This window comes from Flavobacterium pectinovorum, from assembly GCF_006438875.1.
Lineage (GTDB): Bacteria > Bacteroidota > Bacteroidia > Flavobacteriales > Flavobacteriaceae > Flavobacterium > Flavobacterium pectinovorum_A.
Genome location: NZ_RCZH01000017.1, coordinates 99973 through 117354, shown reverse-complemented (window position 1 = coordinate 117354; position 17382 = coordinate 99973). Strand labels below are relative to the sequence as shown.

General features: G+C 31.9%; 9 protein-coding genes. 6 read left to right on the top strand and 3 right to left on the bottom strand.

Going from position 1 to position 17382, the window contains the following annotated elements; all coding sequences use genetic code 11:
* Positions 1–134: 134 nt before the first annotated feature.
* From EAH81_RS21520 to EAH81_RS21510, 3 genes are all read left to right on the top strand, one after another.
* Positions 135–362, top strand: coding sequence for a helix-turn-helix domain-containing protein (locus EAH81_RS21520; protein ID WP_140511067.1), 228 nt, complete (start codon positions 135–137; stop codon positions 360–362).
* Between the two features lie 33 nt (positions 363–395).
* Complete coding sequence (locus EAH81_RS21515) at positions 396–815, top strand: hypothetical protein (RefSeq protein ID WP_140511066.1); 420 nt, start codon at positions 396–398, stop codon at positions 813–815.
* Between the two features lie 159 nt (positions 816–974).
* Complete coding sequence (locus tag EAH81_RS21510; protein WP_140511065.1) at positions 975–1823, top strand: hypothetical protein; 849 nt, start codon at positions 975–977, stop codon at positions 1821–1823.
* Between the two features lie 2 nt (positions 1824–1825).
* On the opposite strand, the gene EAH81_RS21505 is transcribed toward EAH81_RS21510, so the two are convergent.
* Both EAH81_RS21505 and EAH81_RS21500 read right to left on the bottom strand, forming a co-directional pair.
* Positions 1826–2362 (bottom strand): hypothetical protein, encoded by a 537-nt coding sequence (locus EAH81_RS21505; protein WP_140511064.1) that lies wholly within the window; start codon positions 2360–2362, stop codon positions 1826–1828.
* A gap of 33 nt (positions 2363–2395) precedes the next feature.
* Positions 2396–6211 carry a T9SS type B sorting domain-containing protein gene (locus tag EAH81_RS21500; protein ID WP_140511063.1) on the bottom strand — a complete coding sequence of 1272 codons (3816 nt, stop codon included), beginning with the start codon at positions 6209–6211 and terminating at the stop codon, positions 2396–2398.
* Positions 6212–6595: 384 nt separating this feature from the next.
* On the opposite strand from EAH81_RS21500, the gene EAH81_RS21495 reads away from it, so the two are divergent.
* The 3 genes from EAH81_RS21495 to EAH81_RS21485 are packed head-to-tail and all read left to right on the top strand — an operon-like array spanning position 6596 to position 14314.
* Positions 6596–7048: a T9SS type A sorting domain-containing protein gene (locus tag EAH81_RS21495; RefSeq protein WP_140511062.1), complete on the top strand. Its 453-nt coding sequence runs from the start codon at positions 6596–6598 to the stop codon at positions 7046–7048.
* Positions 7049–7057: 9 nt separating this feature from the next.
* Positions 7058–13729: an FG-GAP-like repeat-containing protein gene (locus EAH81_RS21490; RefSeq protein WP_140511061.1), complete on the top strand. Its 6672-nt coding sequence runs from the start codon at positions 7058–7060 to the stop codon at positions 13727–13729.
* Between the two features lie 18 nt (positions 13730–13747).
* Positions 13748–14314: a hypothetical protein gene (locus EAH81_RS21485; protein WP_140511060.1), complete on the top strand. Its 567-nt coding sequence runs from the start codon at positions 13748–13750 to the stop codon at positions 14312–14314.
* Between the two features lie 235 nt (positions 14315–14549).
* Here EAH81_RS21485 and EAH81_RS21480 read toward each other — a convergent pair whose 3' ends face one another.
* Positions 14550–16748, bottom strand: coding sequence for an alpha-galactosidase (locus tag EAH81_RS21480; RefSeq protein ID WP_140511059.1), 2199 nt, complete (start codon positions 16746–16748; stop codon positions 14550–14552).
* Positions 16749–17382 lie beyond the last annotated feature (634 nt).

The window sequence follows — 17382 nt, the reverse complement described above, 5'->3', positions numbered from 1 at the left end:
GATTTTTTTATTCGCTGAAATATCTTTGTATCTCTTAGCAAATATAAACAAAAACAGACGTATTTGACTGGATATATACATTCCTGTTTTTTTGACTACTTACTTATAATTTTCAACCTTATAATAATTAGGAAATGAGAAAAACTGAGGTACCTGAATCTGTTAAGATTGTTGGAAATAATATAAAAGATATTATAAAAGAAAAAAATCTTAAAGTAAGACATATTGCTCACGATTCAGATTTAGATATTGAAGCGTTAAGACGATATATGTTAGGCAAACAAATTATGGGAATCGACAAGCTTATCCGAATCAGCAAAGCTTTGAATGTAGAAATATCAGAATTATTCCGAAAAATATAATTCTAAAATTTTCGAAAGATATTTTTTTGACAAATGAACAAACTAAAGTATATTTTTTTATCGGTCATTTTTGTAATTGTCAGTTGTAATTATAAAAAAGATAAGTTAAAAATTAAAAACAATTCGACAAAAGATATCTGTTATCATATAATTCTCAAATATAGAAATGAGAATACTTATTATGGACCAGCTATTGGCGGCAAAATAAAACCTAATACTTATGGTTCTCCTGGTATAAGAGGTACAATTTTGCATGAAATAAATAAAAACTCTTACAATAAAACATTATACATTGTATATTTTAATATCAAGGATAGAGAGTATGTCTATAAAAATGAAAATACTATAATATTTAATAAAAAATTCCAAGTTGATAAATATTCAATAAGAGAATTGGATAGTATGAACTGGGTTATAAATTATCCTCGTGTTAATATCATTAAAACACATTGAAAACTGCTCTGCCTTATCACTCTACGCGATATTCTTACGAACGCTTTGCAAATGTCTCTGACTTTGGGTGTTTTTTTCTGTTCTTAGACATAGTAAGTAATAGTAATTTTTGTGTTATAAACCCTTTTAAAAAATTGGTGCACTATTAATCAAATAAAAATGAAAAATATAAAAATAACTTTCATCTTGATGCTTTTGAGTTTTAAATTATTTGCTCAAATAGACTTTCCTGACGATATTATCGCAAAAAACGGAATTCTTAAGGCTTCAAAATATTTGGTTCTATCAAAAAAGAATCCAAATTATTATAAAAAACCTGTTGGGTTAATGTTAGAATCTGAAATTTTATTCGATAATAGAGGGCATATCATTAGTACTTTAAATCCAAATGGTGCAGTAGCATCACATTCTGATTCTAAAGACTTAAAGCAATATTATTTTTATAAAGATGATAGAATTGCAAAAATGTCCAGAGTTGATTTTGATTCAACATCAGTCGAATATTTATATTTTGACAAAAAACATATAATTTTAAAAATAAAGACTAATGATAAAAATGAAAGAATAGGTTTAGAATTAGTTTATAGTGATTTAAATAATGTAAAAGAAGTAAAAAAATTAGATATTGATTTCCGTTATACAACTGATTTAAATCATTATGCTTATTTTCATAAGACGAGCATTACTTATTCTAAAAACATCAAGAATTCAAAAGTTTCAAGGGAATTATTCAGCGTATCAAAAGAGCAATTAAATATTCTTAAAACTTCAACCGAAATAGAAAAAATTGAAAATGAGTTAAATAATATTGAAAAAAGCAAATCAATAGATGTTGCGAATTTTGGAACATTATTTTTCTATAATGGACAAAAACAACTGATAAAAGAATTATCGGACGGTGATACAATAGAGTATATTTATGATAAAAATGGATTATTAGTAACATGCAAAAACAAGAATAAACATTATAGTTCTATCTCAAAGTTTGTTTATTCTAAGGAATTATAATCTCAATTTCCTTTCTTTTTCTTCTTTTTTATTGTTTTAAAAATCACTAAAACCTTCTTTAAATCTGCTGTTGAAGATGCACCGGCAAAAGCATGAATATATTCGTTCCACCCTTCTCCACTTCCGCTTTCGACAATTGTTTGTATAGAAAATTTACCCTGGCAATTGTAACTTGTCCAGTCCGCATTTTTATTTAGTATTTTGCTTTTAAATTTTTCCGTCTTACAACTATCACTGCTTACTTCAAATTGACTGGGATGATTACCAAAATACAAACCACCCGAAAAAGCAGCTTTTGCAGTAGTGTCCGTCGGATAGAAATAATAAACCGAAAAGTCCGGTCCTCTGTTTTCTTTAATTGCATATTTTTTTGGAATCGAAATGTAATAATTACTATCTCCTATTTGCTTTTCTGTCAATTGTTTCAAATAAGGATCTTCTTCTTGAATATCTTTTGCTTTTTTATCTGAACAACCAAAAATCACCAGAGCTACGAATGTCGAAAAAAATAAAATTCTAAGATTTATACTTTTACTCATATACTAATAATTTTAAAAAAAAGAACAATGGTTTTATCGTTTCAATGCAAAATGCCCTTTGAAAACTCGATTATCTTCCAATTTTATTATGTACCAATAATCATCTGCCGGCATTTGCATTCCAATATAAGTTCCATCCCAACCTTGACTTGACGGACTAATTTGTTTTAAAAATTTCCCATATCGATCAAAAATTTGAATTGTTGTTTTAGCATTTTTAGCTTCATCCAATCCTTCTACATTCCAATAATCATGATAACCATCCTGATTAGGTGTGAAAAAATCAGGAATTCCAAAGACCGCAATTTCTTTTTGAACAACTCCACAGCCATTTTGATCTTTTATATAAACAATATGAATTCCCGCCGGTACATTCAAAAAGACATTTTCTTTCTGATAATAGCCATTTTGATTATCATCAAGCGCATAAACATAATCTCCGTTTCCTGATACAGAAACCGAAATAGTATTGGATTCATCTACAACCGCAATCACATTTGATGCAATATCAGACGCTGAAACTTTTATCGTTCTGGTTCTTGCGCAATGCGTTAATTTATTACTTACCTCAACTGTAAAAATACCTTCTTTATTTACTGTCAGACTATAATTTTGTTCATCTGAAATTTCAGTTCCGTTAAAAGACCAGCGATAATTAAAATCATTAATTGTACTCAAATCCAGTAATCCTGCATCTATTTCTTTTGTAAAAGTGGGTAAATTACTGCATACCAACTCCTCTCCTTCTAAAGTGATTTTAGGAACAGGATTAACGACAAAACCAATGACAGTATTTGCTGAACATGATGCGTTGATTGGATTTATAACTTCTACTTTCACATTTTGAGAACCGGTAAGAAATGGATTTGGAAGCGGACTTGACAATAGATTATTATTGGAGTCATAATACTTAACAATCATTCCTGTTTGTGATCCCAACAAAGCAGATTCAAAAGTAGCAGTATTAAAAGCATATTTGCCATCTTGTTTAACAGGATCAATTTCATCATCACAGACAATAGTAAGCAAAGGATCAATTGGAAATACTTCCGGCAGATCATCTACAACAAATGAAATTGTTGAATCAAACGAGCATAATGTTGGTGTATTATTAGTAACAACAACTTTTATAATCTGAGAATTGGTAATAAAAGGATTTGGCAACGGACTTGGTAATGGAGCATTATTATGATCCAGATATGATACACTCACATTCGTTAATCCGTTTAATAATTCTTGTTCCAGATTTGAAGTGTCAAATGCATACAAGCCATCCTGATCGTCATCACAATGAATTCTTGTAATTGATTTTACTTCTGGAACGGATTCTACTTTTAAAGTTATATAACCGCCCAATCCTAAACAATCATTATTGAGTTTACTGTCAACCCGAATGAAGATCTTTTGAGAATTGGGAGAAGATTCATTTCGGTAATTTGAAATATCTGCAATAGCATTCTTTTCTGACAGGGCATCTTTAATATTCTGATAATAACTAATATCTAATTGTTGTCCTAAAGGAAAGATATTTTCAATTTCTGTAGTGATAGTACTAAAATCAAATGATGCAATACCATCTTTATTTGTGCCTAAAAGTGTATCATCACATTGTATCAGAGTTTTTGAATACGTTGATGGAATTTGAGTAGTCGAAACAATTAGGTTAAGCTGAGCAACTCTATAACAGTTATTATTATTTACCACTCGTGCATATACTTTGTCAGAACTAACAATTTGATTGCGATAAGCGGTCTGATTTAAAATTACATTACTATTATTTTGGGCATCTGCTAACGTCTTATGAAAAGTAATTGTTTCAACTGCTGAATTGACAGTGATTTTAGTGATGGCTTCTTCAAGATTAAAATTGCTAAAACCGTCAATATCATCATCGCATTGTTTAAGACTCACTGTTCCTGCAACTGTAGGCAAAGAAAAAACCTCTATCTTAAATGATGACGAAGCATAACAGTTTATATTGTCTTTATTGGCAACATTTACAAAAATAGTTTCTGCTGCAGTTGTATTCTGATAATTTTTAGGTAAAGCGATTTGCTGCGTAAATAATGCGTCTTTAAAATAAGAAACTACATATTGTGTTGCAGATTGTCCCTCTAAAATAGTTGTCTCTCTTTGAGTTAAATCAAAAATTACGCGACCATCAGTATCTGTTCCAACCGAAGTGTTGTCGCACATTGTAAGATCTGGGATATTTGCAGGCAAATTAGCTTTTGGCGAATCAAATACTGCTATATTAAAAGAGGTACTGCTTTTACAAGATGGATTTACCTTGTTTGAGACTTCTGCAGTAATTATTTCCGGTACATAAGCGCTAGAATTAACATAAGCAGTAGGTAAAGTCAAAGGAACTCCATTTGAAAAATAAGTAACTAAATACTGATCAGGATCTTGTCCGTTTAAAATAGCAGGATTTTGAGTTGTTAAATCAAAAGAATAAAATCCATCATTATAATCATCGCAGGCCAGTATGTCTTGTGGTTTGGTTGCTGTGGGAATTTTAGCAATAGTAACACTTTCAGTAAGTACCGTTTCAGTGTTTACTGTAGCAGAAATGGTATATACACCTGATTTTAAATATACATGGCTAGGATTAATATCTAAAGATGTAGTACCATCTCCAAAATCCCATACAACATTATTTATTGTTTGATCTGCTGAAATAGAAAAAGTTGAGGTATCTCCAAAACAAGTGTTTTTTATATCAATTTTTGCGTTAATTTTAAAGAAGGATTGTATAAACTGAGGTAGACCATATTGACATATACCTGTTCCTAAAGAAACAGCATCTAGAATTACATTACATCCTGTACCTAAAATATTAGGTTTTTCAATTTCAAAAACATATCCACTTCCTAAAATTGCACCGTAAATTTTGCCATTCTTTGCTAATTGCATTGCTTCAAAATATGTAAAAAAATTGCCATTTGGCACACGGTCTTTTAAAACAATTTGTGAACTCGGAATGTCTGATACTGTTAAATCATATTGAAATAACTGAATACTTTCTCCAATTCCCCCTGATACATAAGCTATATTTTCGGAAGGAGAAAATTCAACGCCATAATTAAAGAATAAATTATTTACTTTTCGTGGGTTAGTGATTAATCCTGTTGAAGCGTCAAAATCATACAATTCAACACCAATATAATAATTATTGCATGAAATTAATTTTCTGCCTCTGGGTGAAAATTTTAAATACCCCACCGTTCTTCGAATCTCTGTATCAACTACTATACCTACATTGCTAGTCACCGCCGTATGGTTTACACCTGTATTTGTAATTTTATAAGCTAAAAATTGATTATTTCCATATCCATGAGCTACTACCCAATATTCATTACTATTTTCATTTTTAACGGCCGTAAGTTTTTCACATACTGGAGTAGATAACAATATGTTTTTTTGTATGGTAATATCTCCAAGACCTGAATTTAATGTCATATCCAGAACACTATATCGCAGACCATTTACATCAGCCTGTGCCGCACAAGTAAAAATGTAATAAATAGTTGTCGAGTTGGGTTTAGGTACTATTATTGCAGACTGCGTAGTACTTGTGTCTCCTTTTAAACCATTCCCATTAGGCATAATTTGATGATTTTTATCCCAGACTGTTATCCCATCAGTATAAAATAGCAGCTTACCTGTTGAATCTGAAATAGTTGAACATCCTTCAAAAGTACTCATCTTACTATCAGTTAATGCAACTGGATCACCATTACTAAAATTTAAGCCTGCATTCTCGCCGAAGTACCAATTATTAGACTCGTTTTGCCCATATATATGACTAATAACCAATACGAATATTATAAGAAATGCATTTTTCAATTGATATACTTTTAGTGAAAACTCCTTAAAAAAAGCAACAAATATATCAGAAAATATGTTACTAAAATAAGCTATGCTTTCTATTTGAAAAATATTTAAATTGTTTTTTCTTAAATTAAAGCAATTATGGACGTCTTTAAATTTTGTATAAACTTTTTAAACTCCTATTATGTTTTATAACTTATTTTAAGTGGAACAAAAAACTTGTAGTTGATTTATATTGTTTCTTAAGGCATTTTCCAATATCCTCATTTCTTGGTTTTAAAATTAATCTGTTAATTTTTCGAACAATGTGGTTTCCCGTAAAAATAATGTCCAAATAAAAATAATATTTGCACCATATCAATTAATGTATTAAACAATACCAGAACCTATCAAACATTTATGAAACACATCCTAACACTCCTTTTGTTTGGAACTTTTACGCTCTCATTTGCACAACAAAAAATTCTTTTTGGATACGATACCGCCGGTAATCAAATCAGCAGAACTTTATGTCTAAGTGGCTGTCCCACTTTTAAGAAAGTTAAGGAAATTAAAGAAATTGAGGCCGTAGTCGATGAAGATTTGCAAAAATTCTTTCCAGAAGACCAAATTTCTTACTATCCTAATCCTGTTAAGGAAGAACTTTACCTAAAATGGGAATTGTTAGACGATAATAAAGTTTCTTCTATATTAGTTTATGGAGTAAGCGGTCAATTGTTAAATTCTTATTCTAATACAGAAAGATCAAACACTCAAAACATTTCATTCCAGAGTTATTCAACTGGTGTTTACCTCGTTGTTTTAAACTATTCAAACGGCGATCAAAAAACAATAAAAATTATCAAGCAATAAGCTTCCTTTATGAAACAATTTTACATTTCTTTTTTATTTATAAGTTTTAGTTTATTCCTGTCTGCTCAATCGACAGAAGTCGGTTCTACGCCAGGAGAATTATCAGTCTCTTTATCCGGCGCAGCAACTTATAATCTACCCATAGCCGTTCCTCCAGGAATAAATGGAGTTGTACCACAAATTAGTTTAGCATATAACAGTCAAAGTGGAAGTGGAAATGCAGGATATGGCTGGAATATTGCCGGAATATCTACAATTGGAAGAATCGCTTCAACTAAATTTCATGACGGAGTAATTGACCCTGTTGATTTTGATAATCTTGACAGATTTACTTTAGACGGACAACGATTAATTGTAAAAAATGGAACAATCGGAGCTTATGGTGCAAATTTAACAGTCTATGAAACTGAAAGTTTTTCTAATGTAAAGATTACTTCTTATGGAGTCCACCCAAATGGTGCAAATTATGGTCCGGCTTATTTTATTGTAGAATACCCCGACGGGTCAAAAGCCAACTATGGAAATTCTACAGATTCTCGTTCTATTACAGATTGGGCTATTACATATTGGGAAAATCCACAAGGTGTTAGAATCAGCTATAATTACTCTCTTACCAATAATATCTTAGATATCACATCAGTGAAGTATGGGACTTTGACAAATATAACACCAATTAATGAGATTAAATTTAATTATGGTCCAAGAGGAAGATCAGAACAATCATACATTGGGGGACAAAGTTTAAGTAAAACTAAAATTTTATCAAGTATTAATGTAATCGGTAATGGCGTTGGATTTAGAAATTATTTTTTAGATTACATCAGTAGTCAGTTAGATTATCAACGACTTTCGCGAATTACAGAAAAAAATGGAGATAATTCAAAGAGTTATAACCCAACAACATTCGATTATAGTACAAGTACTGAGACCGTTTTACAAAAAAATAGTATCTCATCTGTAGGATTAGGGCAGATTAATGCAAATAATTCTCAAATAGTTTCTGGGGATTTTGATGGCGATGCTAAAATGGATTTTATTTTATATCCAACTACCGGAGTTAATACCAAAAAAGATTTTTGGATGTTTACTAAGGTGGATCAAACTTCTTTAAATTTCCCACTGAAAGGAGCAACTGGGTATTTTGGAGATGCTTTTGCGTCAACTGGTTTAACTTCTAATGGTAAATTTTTCCCTTATCAAGGAATTACCCTAGTTCAGGGAGATACCGATCCCAACGCTATAAATTTTAACACATACTATAAATCTTCCAATGGAGTTACTTTAGAAAACACTAAAAAGGCAGTTTTTCCTGAAAGATCTATTTCTGATTGTTATGATTCTAAAAATGTTACCCTTGAAAAAACTTTTTTAAGCGGCGATTTCAATGGAGATGGACTAACCGATGTTATAGCGATTGATAAAGAGGTTCAAGAATGGTTTTGTTTTGATGATAGGGATGGTTATCCTGCACAATCCTACGCAACAAACATTACTATGTATTTATATTTTGTTGATCTTGATCGAAGAAAAACTACAAATTTTGTAAATTTTGCCGGAGCATTAAAAGATTACTATTTAACTACTGGCAGGATTGAAACATTTGATGTTAATGGTGATGGAAAAACAGATATTCTTCATTTTAAAAATGGAATGGTAACTGTTTATACCTTAGATAATAATAATCAGCTTGAACTTCTTTGGCAAATGTCTGATCCAGATATTAAAATAACCCAATCAATCTTGTCAGGTGATTATAATGGAGATGGAAAGATGGATTTTATAATTCCAAAAAGTACGGGACTCTACGCAACTGATTATGTTAATTTTATATCTAAAGGCAATGGATTTGAAAAAACACCTAGGACTTATACTTTCTCAAATTTAGGCTATAGCGAGGATAGTCAGGCTATCTATACCAGTACTCTTATTCCTTTAGATATAAATGCAGACGGAAAAACTGATATTGTACAATTTAGATCTATTTATCAAAAATCATCTGGTACCGGAACAGCAACAATAACTATTTTCAAGAATAAAGAGTCTTCTTTTGTTGCTTCCTCTATCCCTACTTACCAGACGGCGTCATCAAGCAATATAAAAAGTTATCCTATTCCGATATTCTTATCTCCGAAAACTAATAATCAATATTTATCAGTTGGATTAATAAGTGATAGTCAAATGTATACATTTGATTCGCAAAATGATGTCAGTAAGGAATTATTAATTAAAAGCGTAACTAATGGTAATCTGGTAAAACAATCTATTACTTACAGTCCCTTGCAGCAAGATCAATATGAACCATTTTATTCACCAACAATATTTACGGAGACTTTCCCTAATATTGATATTATTGCAGCTCCAAATTTTAAAATTGTTACTAAGTTAGAACAGCAAAGTGTTGGTGGTGGTTATAAAAAACAATTATTCAATTATTCCGGTGCAGTATCTAACGCAAATGGTATTGGTTTTCTTGGTTTCAGAGCCACTATGAGAACAAATTGGCATAATGACACTACTAGTTTAATATCAACTGTATCAAAGAATAATATTGATTTAAGAGGGGCAAATGTCGAGAATTTTTCAGTATTAGATGATCAAGTACCTACTGATTCAACCCCAACAGTTTTCATTTCGAGGTCAACTCTTAATTATAACACAGCTGCTGATGCACTGCAGAGCAATAAAGTTTTTAAATTAAAAAACACATCCCTCAATGAGTTTAATGGTTTAGACGGGACAACTAAAACTGTAACTACTGTTTATGATAAGTTCAATAATCCTTTAACAATAACGACTGAACTAAAAGAAAATGGAATAACTAACCCGATCCAAACCTCCATAACAAAAATTGACTATAAAACAGAAAATGCTTCGCCTTATTATGTTGGAGTTCCATCGAGTAAAAATCTAGATGTTTCAGTCACTGGAAGCAGAATGTTATCCGAAGAAGTTTATGAATACAATAATACAACTTATGGATTATTAACGAAAATAAGTAAAAAAGCAGATATTACTACTAATTATATTGATGAGAAAAATGATTATGATGGTTTTGGTAATATCACAAAAAAAACAATAACGATTACCGGTCTTACACCAAGGATCACCAGTTACGTGTATGATACATCCGGAAGGTTTTTGATAAAAAGTACTGACATCGAAGGATTATTCAAAACGTTTGACTATAATCTAAGTTCAGGGGTTTTAAAATCAGAAGTTAATCAAAATGGTTTAACTACAAGCTATGAATATGACAGTTGGTTCAAAAAAACTAAAACTATTGATTATCTGGATAAAAGTAATAATCATGTTTATAGTCGCAGTGCAGAAAAAACTCTTATCACTAATACAGGAGATGACGGCAGCAACTCTGAAGAAACCTTCGACGATTTAGGCAGAAAAACCAAGAGAAAAACTAAAGATATATCAGGTAATTTTACATCAACTGATTATTTATATGATATTTATGATCGAAATTATAAGGTAAGTGAACCTTACTCTGGGGCCAGCCCCACACAGTTTAGTGAGACACAATATGATGAATATGGCAGACTAAAAAAGAGCATTTCATTTACAGGAAAAACAACTGATGTTAAATACTTGGGGCTTACAACTACAGTTAGCGATAGCTTAAAAACTACTGTATCTATAAGAAATGCAGTTGGCAAAATTATATCAATGACTGATACACCAGGAGGAACGATAACTTATACTTATTTTGCTAATGGTAACTTGAACACCACACTATACGGCACATCAAAAACCGAAATTCTTCAAGATGCATGGGGCCGAAAAAAAGAATTAAGAGATCCATCGGCTGGAACCTATAAATATGAATATAACGATCTGGGAGAGATTACTAAAGAAGAAACCCCAGCGGGATATACAATGTATAAATTGAATGCCTTTGGAAAACTAGATGAGAAGAAAATAGTGATGGGGACAAATGACACTATTTCCAGGACTAAATACTCTTATGACCCTACTACTAAGTTATTACTAAAAAGCGAGTTTACAGATAAAAAAAATACTTCAACAATAACAGATGTATATACTTACGACTCATCAAAAAGAATCATTAAAACAGTAGAAACAGGTCTTTATTCTACATTTACAAAAAGATACAGTTACGATGCTTTTGGAAGAACCGATACGATCACTTCGATAGCTAAAGCGGGAGTAAAAACAAGTTCACAAAAAATAGTAAACACATATAAAAATGGTTCACACTGGCAAATTCTAGATGGAATAACAAATGCTGTCTTATGGCAAAATACTGCTGTTAATGCCAGAGGACAAGTGACAAGTGCACAAAGTGGACCAATGACTATTACAAATACTTATGACTCGTATGGCTATATTTCTCAAGCAAAATTTGACAAAACGACTCCTTTAACTAATATCTTAACTTTAAATACCGCTTTTAATACAAAAACAGGAAATTTAAGTAGTCGCTCTAATACTCTGTTTGGTCGAAATGAAACATTCAAATATGATTCATTAGATCGTTTGACTGACTATACCAATAAACTTGGAGTTCTGGAAACACAAACTTATGATGATAGAGGAAGAATTACCCAAAATAGTGTGGGAACTTATGAATATGATAGTTTGAATCCTTATCGTAATAAGGCAATAGCGGTTACTCCTGAAGCGCTGGGATATTATAGTATGCGAGAAGGAATTTTTAATGACAGTATGGAGGACAGAATTGGTTGGGGTCCCAATACTGCATTTTACAGTTATGATAATACAACTGTCGCACATACAGGCAAAAACTCTTTAAAGCTTGCCAATACATTAACTACCGAGCAGTTTGTATTTTCAGATAAATGGGTTGATATAGATAATACCATAGCGACACAATATACTTATTCTGCTTGGTTTAAAAGTGATAATCCGCAGGCAGAAATATTCCTGTATATGAAAGATGCTGCAAATGTTGTAACACAAGTTAATACTATAAATAATACGAAAGGCGCATGGACACAAATTACGGGTACATTTACAGTACCTGCAACAGTAAAAAAATTACGTTTACGTTTAGACAATAACGGACTTGGAAATATATGGTTCGATGATGTTCAAATTCGTAAAACAAGTGACCTTGCTACAACTACAAGAGCCTTAAATGTAACATACAATACATTCAAAAGCCCTATAGAAATTGAAGAAACCGGAGTTGATAAGATCAGTTTTACTTATAATGATGGAAATGACCGCAGTTCTATGTTTTATGGAGGACAGCAAACTAATAAATTACAAAGAACCTATTTCAAACATTATTCTGCAGATGGTACAATGGAGATCAAGCAGAATACAGTCACAGGGGCGGTTGAATTTATAACTTATATTGGAGGAGATGGATATACTGCACCAATAGCGGCGAAAAGTGATGGAATAAATCCGTCAAATTATTTATATTTGGCAAGAGATTATCAGGGTACTATAGTAGCAATAGTTGATCAGACTGGAGCAATCGTCGAAAAAAGATTGTTTGATGCGTGGGGAACAATTGTAAAGGTACAAGACGGCGCAGGAAATATCTTATCAGGGCTAACAGTTCTGGATCGTGGTTATACAGGACATGAGCATCTGCAGAGTATTGGTATCATCCATATGAATGGACGCTTGTACGATCCTAAATTGCATCGGTTCATGCAACCTGATAATTTTGTACAAGATCCTTTTAATACACAAAATTATAATCGTTATGGGTATTGTTGGAATAATCCTTTAAGATATAACGATGCAAGTGGAGAATGGGTCCATATTGTAATTGGTGCTGTAATTGGTGGTGTGATTAACTGGGGAGTTCATGGTTTTAGAATGGACATGGAAGGGCTTAAGGCTTTTGGAATTGGAGCAGGAGCAGGAGCTTTGGGAGCGGCAACAGGAGGAGCTGCTTTTGGTTTAGCAGGAGGAGCAAGCGCAGGTGCAGGAGGTGCTCTTGCAGGCGCATTTTCAGGAGGAATTGGTACACTTTCGTCATCACTTTTTTTGAGTTTTGGAAATCATGCGGCTTTTGGTGATCCTTTAATGTCTGGAAAGGATATGATCAAAGGAGTAGCGTTTGGAATGTTGACAGGAGGTGTAATAAATGGTGTTACTGCTTTAGCTTACGGTAAAACATTTTGGACAGGAGCAACGATTAAAGTTGCTGTTCAGCCTATAACATTGCCGCAGACAGCCGGACTCGCAGAACTCGACAATGCTAATAATATAAAAACCGGTGATTATAAAATTTCAAGTTCGACAGAACCAACAACAGCAGCAACATTCCAAAATAATACAGCAACTAACATTGATATTGATAATGGTTATGTAGATCTTTCTAATCGTCCGGAATTTAATACGATTGGTTCTACTGGTAAAGTTGGTGAAGATGCTTTGAAATTGTTAGGAGGAGAGTCTCAGCACTATGCAAAAACAACATTAGGAGGACGTTATATTGATCAATTGGTTGAGGGAGTTGGTAACGAATCTAAAGTAGGCTATACCTCACTTACAAAAACTATATCTTTGCAAATTGCTAAAGATGTAGAACTAATTAATACAAACCAAATCAAGGGCGCAACATGGTATTTTTTTAGAAGTCCTGTAACAGGAAAAATAGGCGCCTCGCAACCATTATTAGATGCACTTGAAAAATATGGAATTAAAGCAATTATTAATGAATAAAAACTATATACTTAGATTATGTACAAAATAATAAGCGATTTGCCAATTGATTATAAGTTTAGCACTAAAACTAAAGACGAGCTAAAAACATATAATGCTTGGTTTAATGACAATAAAAGTAAGAGAATAGTTTTTTTAATAGATCTTGTAAAATCAACTAAAGGTTTTGAAAGTTGGAATCCAAATTTTTCATCTGAATCTTTGAAAGAATTAGGTCTGTGGTTAGTTCAAAATGTAGAAATTGAAAAAATATCAGTTGAAGAATATAATAAAAAGAGAAATGAAGTTCCTAGCCACATAGATATAAAAGAATGGGATTTAACAATTAAAACTAGATCAATACTAGTAGATATTGGAATATATTTTGGGGAAGTTTTTATAAAAGAATACCCAAATTTAAAATGGGAGCAATATTTTTCCAAAAGAAAAAAGGATTTGAACCATGGTCATGTTATTATTAAATTAAAAATATTGGAACTTAATCCTATATGGCTACTGTATATTATTGGTATGGGAATAATAGATAAATCAAAAGACGAAAATTGCTTATATGACTTATTTACTATTTGGAAAAAATATCTTTAACAATGATAAAATTTAGTTTATATCTAATTTTTCTTCCTGAAATATGTTGAGGTTTTACAATAAAAAATTCTTATTAACCAATGTAGTTTTCCTGACTCTCCTTTTAAAAGTTTTCATGAAAAAGTACAAATTAATCATTTAAAAAGACAGTATCAAACTCTAAATACTTACACAAAAAAGCCTTTCAAATGAATCTCTTCATAGAAAGGCTTTTTCAATTATATAATTAATTCAACTAAATTTCAGTAATTTCAAGAACTACACTTGTTTCTACTTTAGACGAAGAAACTCTTAAACCCACATTCATTAGATAATCTCCTGTAAAGGATTCTCCGGATTCTTCAAGAGTTTTCTTTACTTCGGGCATTAGATTTATTTCTTCGACTTTATATGTTTTATTTGGATCTAAACCCTGAAAACGAACCAAATTATATTGCGGATCATAAAGCGGATGAAGCGTATAAGAGAACAATACTGCCTTGCTTTTTGCCTCATTTACATACATTAATACAGCGCGGCTTTCGTCATAAGGAGAGATCATTCTATACATATCGCCGTGCCAAATTATGGGACTTAATCGCTTATAATTGGCAACTGCATCCTGACAATATTTTAGCTCTTTTTCTTTCAGTTCTTTTATATTAATGTCAAATCCTAATTTGCCCATCATCGCAACATCAGTTTTGAATTTGATGGATTGATTTCCCCATGAAGTTACGTGATTACAAATCGTAAAGGCGGGAAAAAACTGCGAATATCCCCATTGTATAAACACTCTATTGAACGGATCGGTATTATCACTTGCCCAGAATTCTGTAAAATATTTCAGCAATCCATAATCTGTTCTGCCTCCTCCACCGGCGCAAAGCATCATTGGTAAATTTGGATATTTGGTTTTAATTCGGTCTAAAACTTTGTACAAACCGTTGGTATATTCGATGAATAAATGCGATTGCTGATTCTTTAAATATGTCGAATATGCGTTTGTCATCATTCGGTTGCAATCCCATTTAAAAAAGGCGACACCTGAATTGGTCTGCATAATATCGTCTACCGTTTTGAATACAAAATCCTGTACTTGCGGATTGCATAAGTCCAAAACCAATTGGGTACGATAATAACTTTCCGGTCGGTTTGGCAATTTCAAAACCCAATCCGGATGTTTTTCATACAATTCGCTTTTAGGATTCACCATTTCAGGCTCGATCCAAATTCCGAATTTTACGCCTGTTTTTTCTGCTTCCTGCATCAGAAAACCTAAACCATTTGGCAATTTTGTTTTTGTTGCCTGCCAATCTCCAAGACCGGATTTATCGCCACTTCTTGGATATTTATTTCCAAACCAGCCGTCGTCTAACAAGAACATATCAACGCCCAATGTTTTTGAATCGGCAAACATATCTGTCAATTTCTTTTCATCAAAATTGAAAAAAGTAGTTTCCCAATTGTTTAATAAAGTCAAACGGGGTTTTTCGCCATCTTTAACTCCATATTTTCTTGCCCAAGTATGTAAATTTCTACTCGCCTGCCCTTTTCCTTTATTCGAAAAGGTATAAATAAAAGACGGTGTTGTAAATATTTTTCCAGGCTGAAGATTGTATTCTGAAGCAAATGGATTGATTCCGGAACTTATTCGAAGCGAATTTTTATTATCTAATTCAAAAGCAAACTTAAAGTTTCCGGACCAGGCAATTGTTCCCGCCACAAGTTCTCCCGAATTTTCGTTGGCTTTTTCATTCAATGCTAAAAAGAAAACCGGAGTTTGGTACATGTCCGTGCGAACTCCTAATTTTGAGTCTATTACTTTAGTTCCGCTGGTTAATTCACTTTCCTGCATGCGGACTTCCTTTGCCCAATCTCCGTGAAATTGCGTTAACCAATAATGATCAGCATCAAAATGCAGCATCGACGACGCATAATTGTACAACATAACAGGTTTCTTTTCATGATGCACAATTTCTGTCCATTGCTCAATTACATTTTCATTGTAAAAAGCTTTATAATGAAGCGTAACTTCTACAGGATATACCGGATCTTTTAGTTGTATAATGGTTTCTGTTGTATTAGCATCAATTTTTTCGGTACGATGACTTACATAATTTAATTCCAAAGACGGGTTTCCATCATTATGAGTCATTCGAATTGCCGATTCAAACAAATTTTCGGTTCCATAGGTTGGATATGCCTGATGCCTCAAATTCACCAACGGATTTCCGTCGTTTATGACAAATGTCTTTGTATTTTCTTTAGAAAGCGTATTGTAACCTGAGTTATCTTTTAGTTTCGTTCCTAAATACGATTGATAAAGTAAGCCATTCTTTCCCGCTTTTAGAATCAAAGCGGTACTTTGAGTTTCGATCTGAATTTGGGCTTCTTGCGCATTAGCTTTACAAAACAGAGTTGTAAGTGCTAATAGAAATAATATTTTTTTCATAAAATTTGTTTGGTTGTAGTCAGTGGTTATTTCTTATTTAGTTTGCAAAATTTCTATGCCGTAATGATTTTCTATGCACCTTAATTCGATTTATTATATTATGAAATTCATAATTTAAGGAAGCATATTTTTGAATTTCGTTATTAACTTATGCAAAATGAATTTCAAAAATATAATAATCACATTCTCCTTCATACCTGTACCCACCAGTTTATTTTTGCAGATTGCAAAAAGCAATTTTACTTAAAGAATATTCGAATTTTTTGAAATTTTTATTCTGATACTATATTATCCACTTTTGATAATTTAAAAGAGAATTCTAAGTATTAAAAGAAAAATTCAACGACTTATCATTTTATAACTGTCGAAGAGAAAAAGAGTATTTTTCAATAGCAGATTTTCCAAATTATAAAACCCGTAAAAGAGCATTATTTTCGGGAGTTTTTAAAATAATGTAATTTTAACACTTTTTACTTTTTTCAGGATTAAAAACCTCCTCTTTTCTTCTTTCTTAATAGCGATAGCATTACGTTCCGTGACTATAAAAAATCAGAAAATTCCACCACTATAAGTGATTTCAGATTTTATGCTTTATACTCATATATTATCCACTTTAATTTTCATATTATTTTAT

Bases quoted from the DNA above. Each gene is read 5' to 3' on its own strand.
- EAH81_RS21520 (WP_140511067.1), top strand. From the start codon at position 135: ATGAGAAAAACTGAGGTACCTGAATCTGTTAAGATTGTTGGAAATAAT.
- EAH81_RS21515 (WP_140511066.1), top strand. From the start codon at position 396: ATGAACAAACTAAAGTATATTTTTTTATCGGTCATTTTTGTAATTGTC.
- EAH81_RS21510 (WP_140511065.1), top strand. From the start codon at position 975: ATGAAAAATATAAAAATAACTTTCATCTTGATGCTTTTGAGTTTTAAA.
- EAH81_RS21505 (WP_140511064.1), bottom strand. From the start codon at position 2,362: ATGAGTAAAAGTATAAATCTTAGAATTTTATTTTTTTCGACATTCGTA.
- EAH81_RS21495 (WP_140511062.1), top strand. From the start codon at position 6,596: ATGAAACACATCCTAACACTCCTTTTGTTTGGAACTTTTACGCTCTCA.
- EAH81_RS21490 (WP_140511061.1), top strand. From the start codon at position 7,058: ATGAAACAATTTTACATTTCTTTTTTATTTATAAGTTTTAGTTTATTC.
- EAH81_RS21485 (WP_140511060.1), top strand. From the start codon at position 13,748: ATGTACAAAATAATAAGCGATTTGCCAATTGATTATAAGTTTAGCACT.
- EAH81_RS21480 (WP_140511059.1), bottom strand. From the start codon at position 16,748: ATGAAAAAAATATTATTTCTATTAGCACTTACAACTCTGTTTTGTAAA.